The 21,283-nt window shown below is 72.1% G+C and carries 17 protein-coding genes and 1 pseudogene; 9 read left to right on the top strand and 9 right to left on the bottom strand.

All coding sequences use genetic code 11. The features are described from left to right. Position 1: 1 nt before the first annotated feature. From QWU11_RS27200 to QWU11_RS27190, 3 genes are read right to left on the bottom strand one after another with little or no spacing between them, the layout of a single operon-like run. Complete coding sequence (locus tag QWU11_RS27200; RefSeq protein WP_290117262.1) at positions 2-949, bottom strand: VWA domain-containing protein; 948 nt, start codon at positions 947-949, stop codon at positions 2-4. Further along, positions 946-1,914 (bottom strand): DUF58 domain-containing protein, encoded by a 969-nt coding sequence (locus QWU11_RS27195; RefSeq protein WP_290117261.1) that lies wholly within the window; start codon positions 1,912-1,914, stop codon positions 946-948. The genes QWU11_RS27200 and QWU11_RS27195 overlap by 4 nt, the downstream gene beginning before the upstream one ends. Further along, positions 1,911-2,915 (bottom strand): MoxR family ATPase, encoded by a 1,005-nt coding sequence (locus QWU11_RS27190; RefSeq protein ID WP_290117260.1) that lies wholly within the window; start codon positions 2,913-2,915, stop codon positions 1,911-1,913. The genes QWU11_RS27195 and QWU11_RS27190 overlap by 4 nt, the downstream gene beginning before the upstream one ends. Positions 2,916-3,056: 141 nt before the next feature. On the opposite strand from QWU11_RS27190, the gene QWU11_RS27185 reads away from it, so the two are divergent. Together QWU11_RS27185 and QWU11_RS27180 are read left to right on the top strand one after the other, a co-directional pair. Then, positions 3,057-3,830: a hypothetical protein gene (locus tag QWU11_RS27185; RefSeq protein WP_290117259.1), complete on the top strand. Its 774-nt coding sequence runs from the start codon at positions 3,057-3,059 to the stop codon at positions 3,828-3,830. 42 nt (positions 3,831-3,872) lie between these two features. Next, the gene (locus QWU11_RS27180; protein WP_290117258.1) at positions 3,873-4,499 is read left to right on the top strand and encodes a LysE family translocator; all 627 of its coding nucleotides are present in this window, start codon (positions 3,873-3,875) and stop codon (positions 4,497-4,499) included. A gap of 566 nt (positions 4,500-5,065) precedes the next feature. On the opposite strand, the gene QWU11_RS27175 is transcribed toward QWU11_RS27180, so the two are convergent. Further along, complete coding sequence (locus tag QWU11_RS27175) at positions 5,066-6,115, bottom strand: tyrosine-type recombinase/integrase (RefSeq protein WP_290117257.1); 1,050 nt, start codon at positions 6,113-6,115, stop codon at positions 5,066-5,068. 149 nt (positions 6,116-6,264) lie between these two features. Here QWU11_RS27175 and QWU11_RS47460 point away from each other — a divergent pair. Further along, positions 6,265-6,510: pseudogene (locus QWU11_RS47460) on the top strand (UbiD family decarboxylase domain-containing protein); the annotation flags it as partial. A 32-nt stretch (positions 6,511-6,542) separates the two neighbouring features. Here QWU11_RS47460 and QWU11_RS27170 read toward each other — a convergent pair. After that, positions 6,543-7,694: a CoA transferase gene (locus tag QWU11_RS27170; protein WP_290117256.1), complete on the bottom strand. Its 1,152-nt coding sequence runs from the start codon at positions 7,692-7,694 to the stop codon at positions 6,543-6,545. After that, positions 7,691-8,890 (bottom strand): acyl-CoA dehydrogenase family protein, encoded by a 1,200-nt coding sequence (locus QWU11_RS27165; protein ID WP_290117255.1) that lies wholly within the window; start codon positions 8,888-8,890, stop codon positions 7,691-7,693. The genes QWU11_RS27170 and QWU11_RS27165 overlap by 4 nt, the downstream gene beginning before the upstream one ends. Positions 8,891-9,043: 153 nt before the next feature. Here QWU11_RS27165 and QWU11_RS27160 point away from each other — a divergent pair, with 153 nt between their 5' ends. From QWU11_RS27160 to QWU11_RS27145, 4 genes are all read left to right on the top strand, one after another. Next, positions 9,044-9,820 carry a VOC family protein gene (locus tag QWU11_RS27160; protein WP_290117254.1) on the top strand — a complete coding sequence of 259 codons (777 nt, stop codon included), beginning with the start codon at positions 9,044-9,046 and terminating at the stop codon, positions 9,818-9,820. 9 nt (positions 9,821-9,829) lie between these two features. Continuing rightward, on the top strand, positions 9,830-10,195 hold the full coding sequence (locus QWU11_RS27155; protein ID WP_290117253.1) for a DUF488 family protein: 366 nt from the start codon (positions 9,830-9,832) through the stop codon (positions 10,193-10,195). A gap of 300 nt (positions 10,196-10,495) precedes the next feature. Next, entirely contained in the window at positions 10,496-12,220 is a 1,725-nt protein-coding gene (locus QWU11_RS27150) for an amidase (protein WP_290117252.1), read from the top strand. Positions 12,221-12,796: 576 nt separating this feature from the next. Further along, on the top strand, positions 12,797-13,822 hold the full coding sequence (locus QWU11_RS27145; RefSeq protein ID WP_290117251.1) for a tyrosine-type recombinase/integrase: 1,026 nt from the start codon (positions 12,797-12,799) through the stop codon (positions 13,820-13,822). Here the strand turns inward: QWU11_RS27145 and QWU11_RS27140 are convergent. Continuing rightward, positions 13,814-14,770: an alpha/beta hydrolase gene (locus QWU11_RS27140; protein WP_290117250.1), complete on the bottom strand. Its 957-nt coding sequence runs from the start codon at positions 14,768-14,770 to the stop codon at positions 13,814-13,816. The genes QWU11_RS27145 and QWU11_RS27140 overlap by 9 nt on opposite strands. Positions 14,771-14,844: 74 nt before the next feature. Between QWU11_RS27140 and QWU11_RS27135 the strand changes: the two genes are divergently transcribed. After that, positions 14,845-16,242 (top strand): MFS transporter, encoded by a 1,398-nt coding sequence (locus tag QWU11_RS27135; protein WP_290117249.1) that lies wholly within the window; start codon positions 14,845-14,847, stop codon positions 16,240-16,242. On the opposite strand, the gene QWU11_RS27130 is transcribed toward QWU11_RS27135, so the two are convergent. After that, the gene (locus QWU11_RS27130) at positions 16,194-18,485 is read right to left on the bottom strand and encodes a lantibiotic dehydratase (protein ID WP_290117248.1); all 2,292 of its coding nucleotides are present in this window, start codon (positions 18,483-18,485) and stop codon (positions 16,194-16,196) included. The genes QWU11_RS27135 and QWU11_RS27130 overlap by 49 nt on opposite strands. Positions 18,486-18,584: 99 nt before the next feature. Here QWU11_RS27130 and QWU11_RS27125 point away from each other — a divergent pair, with 99 nt between their 5' ends. Continuing rightward, complete coding sequence (locus QWU11_RS27125; protein ID WP_290117247.1) at positions 18,585-19,604, top strand: ketoacyl-ACP synthase III family protein; 1,020 nt, start codon at positions 18,585-18,587, stop codon at positions 19,602-19,604. Here QWU11_RS27125 and QWU11_RS27120 read toward each other — a convergent pair. Further along, a complete protein-coding gene (locus QWU11_RS27120; RefSeq protein ID WP_290117246.1) occupies positions 19,579-21,174 on the bottom strand; it encodes an AMP-binding protein in 1,596 nt (531 codons plus the stop codon). The two genes, QWU11_RS27125 and QWU11_RS27120, sit on opposite strands and share 26 nt — an antisense overlap. Between the last annotated feature and the right edge of the window lie 109 nt (positions 21,175-21,283).

Raw genomic sequence — 21,283 nt, 5'->3', positions numbered from 1 at the left:
GTCAGGGCAGCCGCTGGAACCACACCAGGGACAGGCCGCCGGCGGCCAGGGCGAACAGCAGCGCGACGAGGATGTACTGCGAGGCCGCCTCCTGGCGTTCGATGCGGTACCCCAGCGAGCTGCCGATGTGGCGGTAGACCTCCGACAGCTCCGAACCGGCCTGCGCCTCGTACGCCTTGCCGGAGGTGTCCTCGGCCAGGCCGCGCAGCGTCGCCTTGTTGACCTGCACCGGGACGGTCTCACCGTCGATGTCGACGACGCCGTACGGGGTGCCGAAGGCGATCGTGGAGACCGGGACCTTCGCCGCGCGGGCGGCGTCGGCGGCCTCCATGACCGACCGGCCGCTCTGGTTGTCGCCGTCGGACAGCAGCACGATGTGCGCGGGCGGGGGATCCTCGTTCGCGCGGGCGTCGAAGGAGCGGATCGACTGGATCGAGGTGAAGACCGCCTCGCCGATCGCGGTGCCCTTGCCGAGCTGCAGCCCGTCGATGGCGTGCCCGATCGCCTCGCGGTCGAAGGTCGGCGCGACCACCGCCGAGGCGCTCCCGGAGAAGCTCACGAGGCCGACGTTGAAACGGATCGGCAGGTCCTGCACGAACTTCTTCGCGGCGGACTTGGCCGCGTCCAGCCGGCTCGGCGCCACGTCGGTGGCCTTCATCGACAGCGACACGTCGATCGCGACCATGATGGTGGCGCGCTCACGCGGTACCTTGACCGGCTTGGCCGGCCGCGCGAACCCGACGGTCATCAAGATGACCGACAGCAGGAACAGCAGCGCGGCGACGTGCCGCCGCCACCCCGGCTTACGCGGCGCGACCTGCGCCAGCAGCGCCAGGTTCGTGAACCGCACCGCGGCCTGACGGCGGCGGTTCTGCATCAGCAGGTACGCGCCGACCAGCACCGGGATGATGGCCAGGAGCCACAGGCGGCCGGGAGACAGGAAGGTCATGCGCGGCTCCCCTGAGGTTGGGCCCGGCCGGCGACACGGCGCTGCTGCAGCGCGAACCGCGCCACGTCGCCGACCCAGTCGCGGTCGGTGCGCAGCACGAGATGGGGGACACCGCACCCGCGGATCGCCTCGCGCGTACGCGCCCGCTGCTCGGCGGCGGCCGCCGCGTACGCGGCGCGTACCTTCGCGGACAAGATGATCTCGCGGACCTCGCCGGTCTCCGGATCGGTCATCATCACCGGCCCGACGTCGGGCAGGTCCAGCTCACGCGGATCGATGATCTCGACCGCGATCACCTGATGGCGCACCGCCAGCCGCCGCATCGGCCGTTCCCACGCCGGCTCGCCGTCGCGGGTCCGCTCGGCGTCGAGGAAGTCGGAGATGACCACGCGCAGACCCCGTTTGTACTGGCTGCGGGCCAGGCTCGTGATCGCCTCCGCCAGCGGCGGACCCTGCCCGCCGCCCTCGCCGCGCGGCGAGTCCAGCAGCGCCTGCAACAGCGCGTACATCGCCGCCCGGCCCGTACGCGCCGGCCAGCGGCGCAGCCCGCCGTCGTGGACGATGTAGGCCCCCAGGCGGTCACCGAGCCGTGTGGTGAGGAACCCGATCGCGGCGAGCGCGGCGACGACCAGGTCGCGCTTCTCCATGTTCGCGGTGCCGAAGTCCATGCTGGAGGACATGTCCACCAGCGCCCACGTCTCCAGCTCATGGTCGGCGATCAGGTCACGTACGTGCGGCACCGTCGTACGGGCCGTGACGGCCCAGTCCATGTGACGGACGTCGTCCTCGCCGGGCTGGTACAGCCGCGCCTCGGCGAAGTCGCTGCCCGGACCCGGCAGCATCCCCAAGTGCTCGCCGTGCAGCAGCCCGTCGAGGCGGCGCGTGACGGCGAGCTCCAGGCGCTTCAGCGAGTGCTCGGGCGCCAGGTCGCTCAGCTTGCCCGGCCGTTTCGCAGGCCCGGTCATGAGGCGTATTCGCTGTTCCACACCACACGCGGCGGCGGCACGGCCGCCAGGATCCGCTGGATGATGCCGACCGGGTCGATGCCGTCGGCGATCGCGTCGAAGGACAGCAGCACCCGGTGCGACATCACGTCGATCGCGACGTCGCGCACGTCGTCGGGAAGGACGTAGTCACGGCCCCGCAGCAGCGCCAGCGCACGCGCCGAGGCGACCAGGCCGAGCGTCGCACGGGGGCTGGCGCCGATGTCGATGACGCCCTTGAGGTCGGCCAGGCGATACTGCTCGGGCTCTCTCGTCGCCATCACCAGCCGCACGATGTAGTCGGCGACCAGCTCGTGCACGGCGATCTCGTCGCTGGCCTTCTGCAGCGCGATGAGACTGTCCGGCTGCAGGATCTGGGTCGCGTCGGGCGGATCGACGCTCATCCGCTGCAGGATCTGCATCTCCTCGGTCGCACCCGGATAGGCGACGTTCACCTTCATCAGGAACCGGTCCCGCTGCGCCTCCGGCAGCGGATAGACGCCCTCGGACTCGATGGGGTTCTGCGTCGCGATGACGACGAACGGCCGCGGCAGCGGATGGGTCTTGCCGCCCAGCGACACCTGCCGCTCCGCCATGACCTCCAGCAGCGCCGACTGCACCTTCGCCGGCGCCCGGTTGATCTCATCGGCCAGGACGAAGTTCACGAAGACCGGGCCCAGCTCGACGTCGAACTGCTCCGTCGACGGATGGTAGATGCGCGTGCCGACGATGTCGGACGGCACCAGATCCGGCGTGAACTGCAACCGGGCGAACGACCCCCCGACGACCGTCGCGAGCGTGCCGACGGCGAGCGTCTTGGCGACGCCGGGAACGCCCTCGAGAAGGCAGTGCCCGCGCGCGAGCAGGGCGATCACCATGCGTTCGACCATGTGCTCCTGGCCGACGATGACCTTCTTGACTTCGGCTACGCTCTGCTGCAGCAGCGCCGCGGCCTGGTCGATGTCCCCTACAGCGATGGTCAATGTAGTCCCTCAAGGTCAGGGTCCCGTGCAGCGCCAACGTGCATGACCCTATGCGATTGGCCTTAACGGACGCTGCGCGGTCGGGCTGTTAGTGTGTCGCGCGCCGGTACCCCGGAGCTGATGGGAGGGGCAGGGCCGCACATGCCGAAGCCGCTGCAGTTCGGGGATCCGGGTGAGCTCGGGCCGTTCCGCCTGGAGTCCCGCCTCCACGAGTCCGCGGCCGGAATCGTCTACCTCGGCGCCGACCCGCAGGGCCGTACGGTCGAGGTCGCCCTGCTGACCACCGCCGCCGCCGGAGACGCGGCGGCCCGCGACCGCTTCCGCGCCGCCGTCGCCGCCGAGGCGCCCCGCGTCGGAGCGTTCCCGCGCACCCCGCCCGCGTCCGCGCCGGGCGAACCCGCGCCCGTGGTCGCGGCGCACTCCGACGGCGCCGCCCCGTGGGTGGCCACCCTGCACGAGGACGGCCGGCCGGGCGCCGATCGCTTCCTGCGGCCGGTGCTCCTCGAACGCGGCTGGGGCCTGGGCGGCCGCCGGCGCGGCGGCCCCAACTTCCAGCAGTACTGGGTGGCCGGGCCGCGTGGCCCGGCACTGCACACGCCCGAGCCGCAGCCCGCCGCGCCGGCGCCGGCCGGGGACACCAGGGGCCTGGCCGCCGCGGTCGCCTCGCTGGCCGCGCTGCTCGTGCTCCTGGCCCTGCTCGTGCTGCTGCTGTTCTCCTGCGAGCCCTCCGATCCGCCCCCTCCGCAGCCGACCGAGGTGCCCACGACCATCCCCGGCGTGCCGCCGCCGCTGGAGCCCACGCCCCCGCCGTCCTCGCCGCGCCCGACGCCCTCCCGTACGTCCGGGACGCCGCACCCGTCGCCCACCGGCCCGGGCGACACCATCAACCCGGCGTCGGTCCCTTCGCGGCCCTGAACCCGGTTGCCCCGCCGGCGCCGCGGCGGCCAGCATGAGGGGATGCTGCAGACCCTCCTGGCCTTCGTCGGCGCCGCGGCCGTCGTCGCCCTCGTCCCCGGACCCAGCACCGCGATCATCGTGCGGCAGTCGGTCACCGAGGGCCGCCGCGCGGGCGTGGCGGCGATGCTCGGCAACGAGTGCGGCGTCGTGCTGTGGGGCCTGGCCGCCGCGCTCGGCCTGTCCGCGCTCCTGCTGGCCTCCACGATCGCCTACGACGCGATGCGGATCGCCGGGGCGGTGTTCCTGCTGACGCTCGGGGCGCGGGCGCTGTGGAGGTCCCGCCGTCCCGCCGCCGTAGCCTTCGACGAGCCGCCGTCGCGTACGGGCTCGGCGTGGCGGGCCTTCCGGGTCGGGCTGCTCACCAACGTCGCCAACCCGAAGGCGGGCGTGTTCGCGGTGTCGTTCCTCCCCCAGTTCGTACCGGCCGGCGCGAGCGTCCTGCCGGTGCTCGTCGCGCTGTCACTGGTGTGGGCGCTCATCGACGCGGTGTGGTACCTCACCCTGATCTGGCTGGCCGGTCGCGCCGGGCGGGCGCTGGGGCGGCCCTCGGTACGGCGGCGCCTCGAACAGGTCTCCGGCGTCGTCCTGGTCGGCCTCGGACTGCGCCTCGCCGCCGAGTCGCGGTGACCCCCTCGGTTATCCACAGGGCGATCCACATCGGCGGTGGATAAATCACCAACTGTGTGGATGTGGCCGGGCGAAACCCCCAGGGTTATCCACAGAACGGTTGTGGATATCGCGGCGGCTCGTACGCTACGAGACGGCGATACGGGCGACACGCGGCCCGGGAGAAGCGGCGACGGGGGAGAGGCCGGCCCACCGTCGGGCGGGGGTGCGGGAAGCGTTCGGCGGCCCGCCGTAGTGACCGGCCGTCATCGACGACACAACGCGCCAGGCGCAGACGCCCGGTCTCGGTCAGGGACGCGTTACGGCGCGGCCTGAGCGCCTATCGGGCCAAGACCGGCCGCAGGACCTCGGCCTGCCGCCTCGTTTCGCGGGCGCCTGCTAACGGGCCTTTCGAGACGGTTCGCGCCGGCTCGCCGTCGCGGGTCCGCTCGTCCTCGATCCGGATACCACGCGCAGGCCCCGTTCGTACCGGCCGCGGGCCCGGTTCGTGATCGCCTCCGCCGACGGCGGACCTGCGGACCGGAAGGGCTCGGACCGGGCGGTGGCCGAGGCCCGTGTCGATCTGCTCAGCCCGGGTCCGGGGACTCGGCCGGGGCGCCGAGCAGCGGATGAGCGCGCATCGCCGCCTCCAGCTCACCGGGCAGGTCGTCGCGGTAGCGGCCCAGCGTCGACAGGTCCGCGTGCCCCAGCACCCGGCGTACGGCGTCCATGTCGGTCGCCGCGGCGAGCAGGTGCGTGGCCATCGTGTGCCGCAGCCCGTGCGGTGTCACCCCGCGCCGATGCTGCGGGTCCACCCGCGCCAGCACCCGGTCGATCACCGCCTGCACGTCACCCCGCGCCAGCCGCCGGCCCCGCCACGACAGCAGCAGCGCCCCGGTCTCGACCGTACGGGCACGGCGCTCGGCCAGATAGGCGTCCAGGACCCGCGCGACCTCGCGGGGGAGTGGTACGTCACGCGTCGCCCCGCCCTTGCCGAAGATCCGCCAGTAACGCACCCCGGCGTTGACGTAGAAATGGTCCAGATCGGCACGCGTCAGCTCCGACACCCGCGGGCCCACCGTCGCCAGCAGCAGAACGATCAGCGCGTCACGCAGCTCCGTCCGCTGGTCCGCGCGCCTGCGCCCGTCCGGCACCGCCGACGCCAGACTCTGCGCCGTACCGAGCAGCCCCTCGGCCTGCTCCCGCGTCAGGGCCCGCCGCTCGGGCCGCAGCCCGCCACGCTGACGGGGTACGACCGTCGTCGCGGCCATCGGGTCGAGCTGCACCCACCCGGAGACCGTCGCGTACCGGAAGAACGCCGACACCGACCGCCGGAACCGCGCCTGCGACGCACCGCTCTGCCGCGCCCCCGCCTCCTCACCGCCCGGCGGCCGGCCACCACGCCGCCCGTCCGGCTTGAGCGCGAACCGCAACAGAACGTCGTCGACGTCCTCCCCGCTCAGGTCGTCGAGCACCCGCTCACCCCCGGCGAGCCGCGCGAACGTGTGCACGTCACGCGTGTACACCTCGGCCGTACCCGGCGACAGCGCCCCCGTGGCGGTCTTGGCACGGACCATGTCGATGTAACGGTCGACCGCCTGCGCGACGGTGACCCGGTGAACCTCGGCAGGGCGCATTGCCCGGACGCTATCGCCCCCCTACGACAAAACCCGCCGCCAGAGGAGTCCGGCCCCCGAGCCCGTCGCCCCGCGCCGCTGACGACCGGCCCGAACGATCCCGGCCATCGACGTGGCCAGGCGATCCAGCGCCGTGAACCACCGCGGCGGTCCGAGCTCAACGGCCCGACACCGGACCGGTCGGTCACCGCGCGTACCGCGTGCAGGTGCAGGACGACGGGCGTTCGGCCAGCGTGAACATCGAGGCGGGCAAGCACGGCGCCCAGCACCTGCGCCGCTGGTTCGCGGCGGAGGGCCGCGCGCCGATCGCGGTCTCGCTCGGGCACCACCCGGCCTACCTCGTCGCCGCCGGAGTCGAGGTCCCGGCCGACGTGTCGGAGTACGACTACGTCGGTTGGGTAGCGCGGTGGGGTAGCGCGGTGCCCTCTCACCGCGTGTCCTTCCCGGCGCCGAACACCTCCTCGGTGTGTTCGCCCAGTCGCGGCGCGGGGCTCGCCGGCGAGCGCGTGCCGTCGACCGACAGCGGCGAACCCGGCGCCAGGTACTCCCCGACACCGGGCTGGTCCACCACGCTCATCAGCGGGTTCTCCCGCAGGCCAGGGTCGGCGACCAGCTCGGTGAAACTCCGGTACGGCTCCCACAGCACCGACGTCGAGCCCAGCGCCGCGCACACCTCACCGAGCGGGCGCTCACCGAACCAGCGCCCGAACAACGCCGCCAGCGCCTCCCGATAGGCGTACCGGTCCGCCTCCCGCCCGAAGTCCGCGCCCAATCCCTCCTCCAGCGCCGCGACCGCCGCCGTCATCCCGGTCAGCGCCACCAGGTCACGCCAGTGCCGCGACGTCAACGCGACCACCATCACCCGCCCGCCGTCGCCGCACACGAAGTCCCGCGCGAAGCTGCCGTACAGATGGTTGCCCACACGCTCGCGCGCCACCCCGAACTGCGCCTCGGCCAAGAACCCCAGGTTCCCCGCCGTCGCCAGCGCGACGTCCTCCAGCGCCACCCGCAGGAAACACCCCTCGCCCGTACGCGCCCGCCGCCGCTCCGCCGCGGCGATGCCCAGCGCCGCGTACAGCCCGCACGCCACATCCCAGGCCGGCAGCACGTGGTTGACCGGCCCAGAGTGCTCGGGCGGCCCCGTCACCAGCGGAAACCCCGTCGCCGCGTTCACCGTGTAGTCCACCGCCGGGCGCCCGTCGTGCCGCCCCCGGATCTGCAGATGGATCAGGTCCGGCCGCCGCTCCCGCAGCGCCGCGTCATCCAGGAACCCCCGCCCGCTCGCGTTCGTCAGCAGCACCCCGGCCCGTACGACCAGATCGGTGACCCGCGCCCGCCCTTCCGGCGAACGGAAGTCCACCGTCACGGACCGCTTGCCCTTGTTCAGACCCGTCCAGTACAGCGACGTGCCCGACGCCGTCACCGGCCACCGCCCGATGTCGGGCCCACCGCCGTCCGGATCGACCCGTACGACCTTCGCGCCCAGCTGCGCCAGCGTCATCCCGCCCAGCGGAGCCGCCACGAAGCTCGACACCTCCACCACCCGCAGGCCCGCCAGCAGCCCCTCGCCGCCGCTCACGCGCCGTACTCGCGCAGCAGGCCCCGGCTGATGATGGTCTTCTGGATCTCCGAGGTGCCCTCACCGATCAGCAGGAACGGCGCCTCGCGCATCAGCCGCTCGATCTCCGCGTCCTTGGAGTAGCCGTACCCCCCATGGATGCGGAACGCCTCCTGCGTCACCTCCACGCAGTACTCCGACGCCAGCAGCTTGGCCATCCCGGCCTCCACGTCACCCCGCCCGCCCGCGTCCTTCAACCGCGCCGCGTTCACCGTCATCAGATGCGCCGCCTCCACCTTGGTGGCCATCTCCGCCAGCTTGAACGCGATCGCCTGATGCTCGGCGATCGGCCGCCCGAACGCCGACCGCCGCCCCGCGTACGCCACCGCCAGCTCGAACGCCCGCAACGCGATCCCGCACGCCCGCGCCGCGACGTTCACCCGTCCCACCTCGATGCCGTCCATCATCTGGTGGAACCCGCGCCCGCGCCGCCCTGGGCCGCCCAGCACGTCATCGCCGGACACCCGGACGTCGTCCAGGAGCATCTCGGTCGTCTCGATGCCCTTGTAGCCCATCTTCTCCAGCTTGCCGGGGATCGTCAGGCCCGGCCGCGTCGTCCCGAACCCCGGCTCCTTCTCGACCAGGAACGCCGTCATGTTCCGGTGCGGCCCGTCCGCGCCGAGCTCGTCCCGTACGAGGGTCGCCACGATCCCGGACCGCGCGCCGTTGGTGAGCCACATCTTCCGGCCGCTCAGCACGAACCCGCCGTCGGGCGCCGGTGTCGCCTTCGTCCGGATCGCGGCCACGTCGGAACCCACGTCGGGCTCCGACATCGAGAACGCGCCCCTCAGCTCACCCGAGGCCATCCGCGGCAGCAGCCGTTCCCGCTGCTCCGGCGTCCCGTGCCGCATGAGCAGGTACGCGACGATGAAATGCGTGTTGATCACACCCGACACGCTCATCCAGCCGCGCGCGATCTCCTCCACCACCAGCGCGTACGTCAGCAGCGACTCGCCCAGCCCGCCGTACTCCTCCGGAATGGTCAGCCCGAAGAGCCCCATCGCGGCCATCGTCTCCACGATGCGCTCCGGGTAGGCGTCGGCGTGCTCCAGCTCCTGCGCGGCCGGGATGACGTCCCGGTCCACGAACCGCCGTACGGTAGCGAGGATCTCCTTCTGCACGTCGGACAGATCGGACGTCTGGGCGAGGCGGGCCATGGGCACTCCGGGTTGGCAGTCGGCGGCACGTGATCCGGCACGGCCATTGTCCCCATACGTCCCCGCGCCCGACACCGGCCCTTCCTCCGGCGGATCCCGGCGGGCAGGGCCTAGTCTGCGGGGGAACGCGCCGCCGCGGGACGGGAGCCGATCATGCCGGACAGATCCACGTACGAGCCGGGCACGCCCTGCTGGGCCGACCTGGTCACCCCCGACGTCGAGGCCGCGACCGCGTTCTACACCGGCCTGTTCGGCTGGGACGCCGAGGTCGACTCACCCGACGGGCACACGATGCTCCACCTCGGCGGCCGCCCGGTCACCGCGCTCATGCCGCACGTCGCCGAGGCGCCTCCCGGCACACCCGCGCTGTGGACGACCTACGTCAGCGTCGCCGACGTCGAGGCCAGCGCCGCCGCGGCCGTCAAAGCGGGCGGACGGCTCTTCACCGGCCCCGCCGACGCCGCGGAACTCGGCCGGTACGCGCTGCTGTTCGACACCCAGAACGCCCACATCGGACTCTGGCAGCCCGGCACCTTCCACGGCGCGTCTCTCGTCAACGAGCCCGGCGCGTACTGCTGGAGCGAACTCGCCGTACGCGACGTCGACGCCGCCAAGGCCTTCTACGGGGCGACGTTCGGCTGGGACGGCGAGACCCACCCGTTCGGCCCCACCACCTACACCGAGTGGCACGGCCCGGGCGGCCCGCGCCTCGGCGGGATGCTCCAGATCGACGACCAGGGGCCGGCCGAGGTCGCCCCGCACTGGATGGTCTACTTCGCCGTCGCCGACTGCGACACCACCGCCGCCCGCGCCCGCGAGCTCGGCGGTATCGTCTCCGTCGCCCCGAAGGACATCCCCACCGGCCGCTTCGCCGTACTCGGCGACCCCCAGGGCGGCCTCTTCTCGGTCATCCGTCTCGCCGCTGTCTAGGCTGGTGGGATGGCACCTCAGGTGACGGTGGTCCGGATCTATGAGGACCAAGCGAAGACGCCCGGCACACGGGTCCTGGTCGACCGCGTGTGGCCGCGGGGGATCTCCAAGGAGGCCGCGCACCTGGACCTGTGGCTGAAGGACGTGGCACCGTCGACCGCGCTACGGCAGTGGTACGGCCACGATCCCGCCAAGTTCGAGGAGTTCCGCCGACGGTACGAGGGGGAGCTGATCGAGCCGCGGGGGAGCGAGGCCCTGCGGCGGCTGCGTGACCTGGCCGCTTCGCCGCTGGTGCTGGTCACCGCGACCAAGGACGTGCCGCACAGCCAGGCCGCCGTACTCGCCGATCTCCTCTCTTCGGACCTTACTTTGTAAAGGAAGACGGCGGATTGACCGAATCACCTCCTCCAGAAAACACAACCAGCAAACGGGGGAGAGGCGAGCGCTACCGATCCGTACGGGCACTGGGAGCCGGCGCCGCTCGGGGAGGTCGTCTCGCTCTTCTCGGCGATGCAGGGCCCGTGGTGGATCGCCGGCGGGTACGCGATCGAGCTCGCCGTCGGACGGCCGGTCCGCGAGCACGGGGACGTCGACGTGCTGGTGCTGCGACGGGACCAGCTCCACGTACAGCACGTGCTCCAGAGCTGGGAGTGGTGGGCCGCCGACCCGCCGGGCATGCTGCGGCGGTGGGCACGGGGGGAGAGGCTCGCGCTCGGCGTACACGACATCTGGTGCCGTACCGGCCCGGATCGTCCGTGGCGCATCCAGGTGATGCTGGATGAGTCGGACGGTGGGGACTGGGTGTCCCGCCGCGACCCGCGCGTCCGCCGTCCGCTGGGGAGCCTCGGCCGTTTCTCTGCGGCCGGAGAGCAACATGATGAGTTGAGACATCCGTCCCGTTGTGCGGATCGGCATTTTATGGCCTCTCTCAGAGGCCAATACGGTCGATTTATGGAATGGATCTTTCAGTCGGCCGAAGAGCTCACCGCTGCCTTGCGCACCGGTGAGGTGACCTCGGTGGAACTGACCGACGAGGCGATCGCCCGTATCGAGCGCGACGACAAGGTGATCAACGCGATCTGCGTGCCGGACTTCGACCGTGCGCGGGCCGCCGCGCGCGGCGCCGACCGGGCGCGCGCCCGAGGCGAGGTCCGGCCGCTGCTCGGCATTCCGGTGACGGTCAAAGAGTCCTACGACATCGCCGGGCTGCCCACGACCTGGGGCATGCCGCCGCACCGGGACCATGTGCCGGCCGAGGACGCCGTGCAGGTGTCGCGGCTCAAGGCCGCGGGCGCGGTGATACTCGGTAAGACCAATGTGCCCTTGGGGCTGCAGGATATTCAGAGCTTCAACGAGCTCTACGGCACCACCAACAACCCGTGGGATCACGATCGCACACCGGGCGGATCCTCCGGCGGATCGGCGGCGGCCCTGGCGTCCGGGTTCGGCGCACTGTCCATCGGCTCCGACCTCGCCGGCTCGCTGCGCACCCCCGCGCATTTCTGTGGCGTCTATGCGCACAAGCCGACACTCGGACTGGCGGCGACCCGCGGCATGGTCGCGCCACCGGCACCGCCATTGCCGGTCGACCTCGACCTCGCCGTCGTCGGTCCGATGGCGCGCACTGCCCGCGACCTCACGCTCCTGCTCGACGTCATGGCCGGACCGGACCCGCTGACGTTCGGCGTGGCGCACCACGTGACGCTGCCACCCCCGCGCCACGAGCGGCTCGGCGACTTCCGAGTCCTGGTGGTGGGGGAGCATCCGCTCATTCCGACCGGGTCCGCTGTGCGGGCGGGCGTGAACCGGGTGGCGGACGCGCTCGCCGACGGCGGCGCCCGCGTCGAACGGCACAGTCCGCTGCTGCCCGATCTGACCGAAGCCGCGACGCTCTACACGCAGTTGCTGTTCTCGGGCTCCGTCGCGCGTTTTCCCGTCGACTACGAGCGGCTGCGGACCCGCGCCGCCGGACTGAGCGCGGACGACCAGAGTCTCGACGCGGCACGGCTGCGCGGGATGGTGTTCAGCCATCGCGACTGGATCGAGGCGAACAACCGTCGCGAACTCCACCGTCACGGCTGGCGGCGGCTCTTCGCCGAGTTCGACGCCGTGGTGTGCCCGATCACGCCGACGGCCGCGTTCCCGCACGACCACGACCCCGATCTGCTGGAACGCCGGATCGACATCGATGGCGTCGGGTACCCGTACTTCGACCAGCTCGTCTGGGCCGGTCTGGCCACCATGCCCGGCCTGCCCGCCACCGCCGTACCAGCGGGCCGGCCCTCCGAGGGCCTGCCGGTGGGAGTGCAGCTCATCGGTCCGATGTTCGAGGACCGCACCCCGCTGCGGCTGGCCGAACTACTCGAACAGAAGATCGGCGGCTTCCAGGCGCCGAGGTAGGGCGTACCACCGGGTGTCCGTGGAGGACTGGGCGCGGATGTCGGGGGAGGGGAAAAGCAGGTCCCGGGTCTGTGAACGCCCCGTCGACGGCCTGGGGGAGTCGGCGGGGGCGACGACCACGGTCGCGTCTTACGCCGGTGCCCGGCCTCGTGCGATCCGGTCGGCTCTCGCGTGGGCTCGGGACCCGTTGCGGTGGGCCTCGCTGGATACCCGCGCGAGCCCCGCAAAATGGTCAGACCGCCATATACCGGACAGAATCCCTCTTCTGTTCGGTATGGCGGGAATCCTGGGCTGACTCGGCCGGGCGAGTGTTCGCAGAAATTCCCGTTCTGCCTGGTCAGGGGCATGTGGCAGCAACTGGAGAGATCGACGTCGGAGAATCCGGCGGATCGGCTCGGCGAACATGATCATCTTTGCAGCGGCGACCGTCGGGCGGCCAGACCGCCAGGGCTCGTAAGCCGGGGCGTCCCGGCGGCGAAGGGCCCGGCCCAGAAGCACGTTCCGCGCCGGCGGACGAGATCGCGCAACAGGCGTGTCCTCCTGCGAAAACCCTCCCGTTCATGCATAATTTATATTATGCATGAAAAATTTGCCGCGGACGGAGCGCTCTTCTCGGACGCGAAAGCCGAGTTCTTCCTGTCGATCCGGCCGGCGAAGCCCGCCCCCGGCACCGTCGCCGGGTACGACAGCGACCTTCGCATCATCGGGGAGATCTCCGCGCGTCTGTGCGACGTCGACTTCGGCGAGCTGCGTGTGGGCCGGCTGACCGGCCGGGTGCTGCGTTCGGCCTTCGCGGAGTTCGCGGATGATCATGCGGCGGCGAGTATTCTGCGGGCGTGGTCGGCGTGGAATCGGTTCATGAACTTCGCGGTGGCCGAGGAGCTCGTCGACGGGAATCCCATGGCGGCGGTTCCGCATCCGAAGGCGCCGTCGAAGGCGCCGAAGCCGTTCCAGGGCGACGGTACGGCGCAGACCTTGCTGGAGCGGATCGCGGCGGGCGCGCGCGAGGCGCGGGACCCGTGGGTGGAGCGTGACCTGGTCGCTTTGGCGTTTCCCCTGGTCACAGGGGCGCGTTCGGCGGAGCTGCTGGGTGTGACGCTGGGCGCGTTCGGCGGCTCCCCCGGTGACCGCCGCGTACAGCTGACCGGTAAGGGGGGAAAGACGCGGAGTGTGCCGGTCGAGGTCCCCCTGGAGCGGCTGGTCGACGCGTACCTGGCGTCGCGGATGGAGCGGTTCGGCGCCGCACTCCCCCTCAGCGCTCCCCTGCTGGTCAACACCCGCAACGAGCCGCTGCAGCGAGGTGGCCTGCAGTACCTCGTGAGCCAGTGTTACCGCTTCGCGGGCGTGCACGACCGGGTCTCCCGCGGCGCGCTGGTGCACACGCTGCGGCATGAGTTCGCTACGCGGCTGGCGGAGAACGGCGCGTCGGCGCACGAGCTGAAGGAGCTTCTGGGGCATTCCTCGATCGCGACGGGTCAGCACTATGTGGAGTCGACGGCGCGGGAGCTGCGGATGACGGCGCGGACGAGCCCGACGTACGGGGTGCTGGACACGTTGCTGGCCGACGCGGCGCCTCTCCCCCGGGGCGAGGGGTCATCGTGACAGGCCGCGCAGCCAGTCGATGAGGAGTTCGTTGACCTCGGCGGGGCGTTCCTGCTGGATCCAGTGGCCGCAGCCCTCGAGGATGTGGGTGGAGACGAGGCCGGGCAGGGTCGTGGCGTGGGCCGCGATGGCGCGGGAGAGCCAGGTGGTGGTGGCGTCGAGTTCCCCGGCGGCGTACAGGGAGGGCTGGGTGAGGGGTGCGCGGCGCCAGGCGGCGAGGTCCTCCCAGTCGCGGTCGACGTTGCGGTAACGGTTGAGGGCTCCGGTCAGGCCGGTGCGTTCGAACTCCGTGGTGTAGAAGTCCAGGTCGGCTTCGGTGAACCAGCCGGGCAGGGGCCGGTCGGTGAAGTGGTCGGACATGCGGCCGCCGGGTTCGACGAGGAAGACGCTCGCGTCGTGGGTCTCGCCGGACAGTGCGGTGTAGACGCCGCGTAGCCAGGTGCGGATGTCGGGTTCGATCTCGGCTTCGGCGCGGCCGGGTTCCTGGAAGTAGGTGATGTAGAACTCCCCCGTGCCGCCGAGGGCGTTGTACGCCTCGGTGGGCCGGCGGTCGGAGCGTGGGGTGTAGGGGACGCTGAGCAGGGCGACGGCGGGGAACAGGTCGGGGCGCAGGAGCGCGGTGTTCGCGGCGATGGGCGATCCCCAGTCGTGGCCGACGATGGCGGCGACGGGCGCGTCGAGGGCGCGTACGACGCCGGTGTTGTCGGCGACGTGGGCGAGCATGCGGTACGCGGCGATGTCGTGGGGTTTGGAGGAGCGGCCGTAGCCGCGGACGTCGATGGCGACGGCGCGGTAGCCGGCGTCGGCGAGGGCGGGGAGCTGGTGGCGCCAGGAGTGCCATGACTCGGGGAAGCCGTGGACGAGCAGGACGATGGGCCCCTCCCCCTGTTCGACGAGGTGGATGCGGCCGCCGGGTACGGGCACGGTCCGGTGGATGGGCTGGGACATGGGGTCTCCTGAACGAGGCGTGACCGACTTAAGATCAACTCTGCCGTGGTGAGGCGCGGCGGAGAGGTCCGGCGATGGCGCTGCGGGTCGGTGGGCGGGTACGGGCGCCGGGTGCGGCGCTCGCGTTGATCACGTGTTGTCAGCTGATTCTCGTGGTGGACGCCACGATCGTGAATGTGGCGTTGCCGAGTATTCGCTGGAGTCTGGGCTTCTCCCCCGAGGATCTGTCCTGGGTGGTGAACGCGTACACGCTGACGTTCGGCGGGTTGTTGCTGCTCGGGGGGCGGGCCGGCGACATTCTGGGGCATCGGCGGGTGTTCGTGGCGGGTGCGGCGTTGTTCACGGTCGCGTCGCTGGCCGGGGGGTTCGCGGTGTCGCCGGCGTGGTTGCTGGCGGCGCGGGCGGCGCAGGGGGTGGGTGCGGCGTTCGCGGGTCCGGCGTCGCTGGCGCTGGTGGCGGTGACGTTCGAGGAGGGGCCGCGGCGGGCGCGTGCGCTGGCGGTGTTCTCGATGGCGGCCAGCGCGGGCATGGTGGTGGGCCTGGTCGTGGGCGGGATGCTGACGATGTGGGCGTCGTGGCGGTGGGTGCTGTTCGTGAACGTGCCGGTGGGCGCGGCGGTGGTGGTGCTGGCGCCGCGGCTGGTGGCGGAGTCCGAGCGGCTGCCCGGCCGGTTCGATGTCATGGGGGCGTTGACGTCGACGGCGGGGACGTCGTTGTTGGTGTACGGGTTCATCCGGGCGGCGCGGCGGGGCTGGGGTGAGGGGTGGACGGTGGCGGCGTTCGGTGGCGCGGTGGCGGTGCTGGGGGTGTTCGTCGCGGTGGAGGCGCGGGCTCGGCAGCCGGTGATGCCGTTGCGGTTGTTCGCGGGCCGGGAGCGGCGGGGGGCGTACGGGATGCGGTTGCTGTTGACGGCGGCGATGAGCGGGATGCTGTTCTTTTTGACGTTGTTCGTGCAGGACGTGCTGGGTTACAGCCCGCTGCGTACGGGGCTTGCGTTCCTGCCGACGACGGTGGCGTTGGTGGTGGCGAGCCGTGCGGTGCCGTGGCTCCTCCCCCGGTTGGGCGCGCGGCCGGTGATGGTGGCGGGGTCGGTGTTGTGTGTCGCGGGGATGGTGTGGCTGACCGGGGTGGGGGGCGGGCTCGTGGCGATCCTGGGTCCGGTGCTGTTGTTCGGTGCGGGGACGGGGCTGGTGGCGGTGGCGGCGACGTTCGTGGCGCTGTCGTCGGTGCCGCGGGCGGACTCGGGTGCGGCGTCGGGGTTGTTGCAGGGGATGCAGCAGGTCGGGGGTTCGCTGGGGGTGGCGGTGCTGGTGACGGTGTACGCGTCGGGGCCGGGTTCGGTGGCCGGGATGCGGCGTGCGTTCGCGGCGGGGGTGGTGCTGACGGTCTGCATGCTGGTGATCGCGGTGGCGGGGTTCGCGGGTCAGGGGGTGCGGGGGTCGACGAACTGGAGGCGGAGTTCGGAGCAGTAGCGGCGGCCGTGGGCGTCGGGTAGCCATGCCTGGTCGGGGCCGGGCAGGAGTTCGGTGAGGGTGATGGGGACGTCTCCGCCGTGGTCGGCGGCGGCGGTGCGGAGCATGGTGGTGAACGCGGAGACGTACCGGGGGCTGGTCAGGTCGAGGTAGACGGGTTTGACCTCGGTGGCGAGCTTGGCGAAGACGCGTTCGGGCAGGTCGAGTGCGCGGCGGAGGCGGCGGGCGGCGAGGTATTCGGGGATGCGGCCGGTGGCGGGGACGAGCCCGGTGGCGGCGATGGTGGTGCGCCAGGTCTCGCGGGTGACGACGAGCCGGTCGATGGTGAGGCGCGGGGTGTGGGGTTCGCTGCCGGTGAGTTTGAAGGTCTCACCGGCGAGCCAGCCGGTGAGGAGCGCGAAGACGTCGCTGAGGGGCCAGGTGCGTCCGTCGGGTGCGGTGACGGTGAGGGTGCCTTCGTCGTCGGTGACGGTGAGGGCGGTGACCGGGAGGACGCGGCGGGGGTCGGCGCCGGGTGCGTCGGTGAAGGCGAGCTGGTGGTCGGTGACGCCGAGGACGGGGGCGATGCGGGCGGTGTAGCGGGGCCACCAGGTCGGGTAGAGGGGGCGGAACTGGGGGCCGATGTCGGTCGCGGCGGCGGCGCGCAGGCGTTCGGGGTCGGGGTGGGGGTCGGCGAAGATGGCGCAGTCGAGGGTGGGCCAGGCGGCGTGCATCTCGCCGAGGACGATGGTGAAGTCGCCGCGGTTGATGGCGTCGGTGTCGGTCGCGCAGACGTGCAGGTCGGGGCTGTGGATGCGGGCGGCGGCCCAGCCGGGGCGTTCGGCGGCGTACAGGCGGGCGGCGCGGCCGGCGAGGGCTTCGGTGGTGGTGGTGACGCGGGGTGCGGCGAGGCCGGTGGTGTCGAGGCCGAACAGTTCGTACCAGCGGCGGGTGAACTCGGCGGTGACGGTGTCGGCGGGGCGTTCGGCGCCGGTGATGAGGTCTTGTGCGGGTTGCCAGAGGCGGCTGAGCGGGACGGTCTTCTCGCCGGGCGGCAGGAGCCGGGTGTAGAGGGCGCGGAAGGCGGTGTCGTAGGTGGCGGTGAGGGTCGCGGACAGCCAGCGGGCGGCGGGCAGGAGGACGCGGCCGAGCGGTCCGGCGAGGGCGTCGAGGATGGGTCCGCCGATGGTGATGTCGAGGTCGCGGACGGTCTCTTCGTAGCAGAGGCGGCGGCCGGCGTACATCTGGCCGGCGCGGCGCTCGGGGGCGGTGCCGGTGAGGTCGGTGAACTCGGTGTCGAGGCGGGTGAGGGCGCGGGCGAGTCCGCCGGGGTCGCCGGCCGCGTTGGCGATGGCGGTGCGTGCGTGGTCGAGGCGGGTGAGGCCGGATTGGGCGCGGTCGCGTGCGTGCGGGTCGGGGATGGCGGCGATGGCGGTGCGGAGGGTGTGTTCGGCGCGTGGGTTGTAGGGCATGTCGATGCCCCAGGTGATGATGGCCTGTTCGGTGAGGGTGTGCAGGACGGTGGCGTCGCCGGCGTGGGCGGCGGGGCGGCCGTCGCAGCGGGTGAGGGTGTCGGCCTGGTGGGCGGTGAGGGTGTGGGGTGGCCCGTCGGGGCGGTGGACCTGGTCGCCGTCGTGGGTGAGGTGGGGGCGCAGGCGTACGGGGAGCCAGGGGCGGATGGCGGGGTCGGTGGCGAGGTGGGCGGCGTAGGCATGGAGGAGCCAGTACTCGTAGTGGACCTGGCGGGTGCGGGTGAGGTGGGGGCCGCTGGTGGTGGTGATGGCGGGCGCGGTGGGGTCGATGGTGGCCCAGGTGACGGGTCCGAAGAAGCCGATGGTGTCGTTCTTGCCGCAGTAGCGCTGCCAGTAGCGGGCGAGGACGTCTTCGCGGGCGCGGCGTTTCTGGCGCTGGCGGCGGGGGTTCTTGCCGGGTGTGGGTGGGCGGGTGAGGTGGTCGATGGTGGCGGCGGCGCCGGGGTTCTGCCAGGTGAGGGCTTCGCGGAAGAGGGGGTCGGCGGCGATGGCCTCGGCTTGGCGGGCGGCGTGTTCGGTGGCGGCGGTGTGGGCGGCGGTGAGGTGGTCGGTGGTGGCGTGGCCGTCGAGGTGGGCGTCGGCGACGCGGGCGCATTCGGGGGCGGTGAAGCGGTCGAGGCCGTCGGCGGGGAATCCGGCGGAGCGGATGAGCGCGTCGCGCCATACGTGCCATTCGGTGCCGGGCAGGGGCACTTTGTGGTCGCCGGGAGCGGCGTTGGGATCGGCGTTCATCGCGAACCCCCTCTTAGAAGGATGTTTCCGTCTTGTCCCCGAAAAAGGCAAAGATCAACATAGGGTGGCGAATCCGGTTCCTGCTTTCTGGGGGCGTGCATGCGCTGTGACGATCTGTACATCGCCGGTCTGGCCCGTCATCTGCCCGCGGCGGTGGACGTCGTCGGCGCCGTCGCGGAGGGCCGTTACGACGCGGCGGAGCAGGCGGCCAACGGCTACGTGTCGGTGACGGTCGCCGGTTCCCAGGCGCCGCCGGAGATGGCGGCGCGCGCGGGCGGCGTCGCGCTGGAGCGGTCGGGGGTCCCGGCGGGTGAGGTGGCGCTGTTGCTGCACGCGTCGGCGTGGTTCCAGGGCGTGGACTACTGGCCGGCCGCCTCGTATGTGCATCGTGAGGTGCTGGGCGGCAACCGGCGGGCGCCGGCGCTGGATGTGGCGCAGATGTGCAACGGGGCGCTGGGCGCGGTGGAGCTGGGCGCCAGCTATCTGGCGGCGGTGGCGGAGCGGCGCGGTGTGCTGGTGACGACCGCGGACCGGTTCGTGGAGCCGGGGTTCGACCGGTGGCGTGGTGACGTGGGCGGGATCGTGTACGGGGACGGTGCGGCGGCGGTGGTGCTGGCGCGGGAGGGGTTCGCGCGGCTGCTGGCGGTGGGGACGGTCGTGGACACGGGGCTTGAGGCGATGTACCGGGGTGATGTGGGGTTCGCGGGCGGGCCGGGGCGGGGGGTGGACATCCGGGCGCGGCGGCGGGCGTTCATGGCCGGTACGGAGGGTGTGGCGGACCGTACGACGGCGGGGTTGGGTGAGGCGATCGGGCTGGGGTTGGAGGAGGCGGGGGTCGGGCTGGGTGAGGTGGCGCGGTTCGTGTTCCCGAACGTGGGGCTGGAGACGCTGCGGACGCGGTATCTGGAGCCGTTCGGGTTGAAGGTGGAGGCGACGGCGTGGGAGTGGGGGCGTCGTACGGGGCATGTGGGCGCGGCGGATCAGCTCACGGGGTTGGCGGAGCTGGTGGAGAGCGGTGTGGTGGGGCCGGGTGAGCGGGTGATGCTGGTCGGCATCGGCGCGGGTTTCAGCTGGACGTGCGCGGTGGTGGAGGTCACGGCCCGTCCGGGCTGGTTGTGAGGCGCTGCCGGAGTTCGGTCTTGCGGACCTTGCCGGTGACGGTGCGGGGCAGGGTGTCGAGGAGTTCGAGGCGTTCGGGCCAGTAGGTGGTGGTCATCCCGGCGGCGCGCAGGTGGTCGCGCAGGTCTTCGAGGGTGAGGGTGGTGGCGGCGGCGATGACGGCGCAGATGGTCTCGTCCTCCCCCTGGCCTTCGGGGACGCCGATGACGGTCGCCTCGCGTACGTGGGGGTGGCGGTCGAGGAGGTCTTCGAGTTCGGCGACGGGGACGATCCAGCCTTTGCGGAGGATGCTGTCGCCGGCGCGGCCGGTGATGCGGATGCCGTCGCGGCCGTCGGGGCGTGCCAGGTCACCGGTGTCGAACCAGCCGTCGTCGAGGGCGGCGGCGTAGAGGTGGTCGCGGCGGTAGTAGCCGAGGCACTGGGCGGGGCCGCGGACCCAGAGGCGGCCGACGCCTTCGGGCTGGCCGGGGATGGGGTCGATGCGCAGGCGCATGCCGGGGATGGGGCTGCCGTCGCTGTGGGCGGCCCAGCCGGGTGGGTCGGCGGGGCGGGTGATGGTGACGGGGCCGTTCTCGGACATGCCCCACAGGGAGTGCAGGCGCAGGCCGAAGCGGTCGGCGACGTCGTCCACGAAGGCGGGCGGGATGGGCGCGGAGCCGCTGACGAGGTGGCGGAGGGCGGGCAGGTCGCGGTGGTGGCCGGTGCGGAGCATGCCGGCGACGAAGTGGGGTGCGGCGTACAGGAAGGTGACGTGGTGGTCGGCGAGGAGGTCCAGGACGGCGGGGCCGTCGTGGGTGTCGGAGAAGACCATGGTGCCGCCGAGCATGAGGGGCATGAGCATGCCCTGGGCGAAGCCGGTGTAGTGGGTGTAGGCGGAGGTGGTGGTCATGACGAGGGTGTCGTCGAGGGCGAAGACGTCGGCTTCGCCGCGGATGGCGGCGTAGAGGGTGTTGGGGGTGTGCAGGACGCCTTTGGGTTCGCCGGTGGTGCCGGAGGTGAACAGGATGAGGTACGGGTCGTCGGCGGTGAGGGCGCGGCCGGTGGTGTCGTGGCGTTCCTCCCAGGGGGTGGCGAAGAAGTGGTCTTCGAAGGGCAGGGTGCCTTCGGGTGCGCCGTCGGCGACGGCGACGTGGGCGATCGCGGGGATGGCGGCGGCGAGTTCGGTGGCCAGGGCGGCGAGGGGGTCGCCGTCGTGTTCGGCCATGGTGATGAGGACGCGTGGTTCGGTGAGGGTGAGCATGGTCTGGAGTTCGCGGCGGCGGTAGACCGGCAGGAGGGGGCAGATGCGGGCGCCGGCGCGCAGGCAGGCCAGGGCGATGACGGGGAGTTCCCAGCGGTCGGTGAGCTGGACGGCGACGGTGTCGCCGGGGTGGACGCCGAGTTCGGTGAGGGCGGCGGCGCAGCGTTCGGTGAGGTGGGCGAGTTCGGCGTAGTCCAGGGCGTGGGTGGGGTGTCCGTCGCGGCGTACGGCGACGGCGGTTTTTCGGGGGTGGGCGTGGGCGGTTCGTCGCAGGTCGTCGAGGAAGGTGTGGTCTCTCCACCAGCCGTTGCGGCGGTACTCGTGCGGCATGGGGTTCTCCCCTCGCTGTGTGACTGGACGTAGTGTTCCCATCGCTGGTGGATCATCCGTTTCTCGGGCACTTTTTTTCGGTCTGCCGGGGTTCGCAGGAGGATTCATG

It is taken from the genome of Actinomadura sp. DC4, assembly GCF_030406325.1.
GTDB lineage: Bacteria > Actinomycetota > Actinomycetes > Streptosporangiales > Streptosporangiaceae > Actinoallomurus.
Note: the sequence above shows the minus strand (reverse complement) of the source record. Positions and strands in the feature narration are given on the sequence as shown.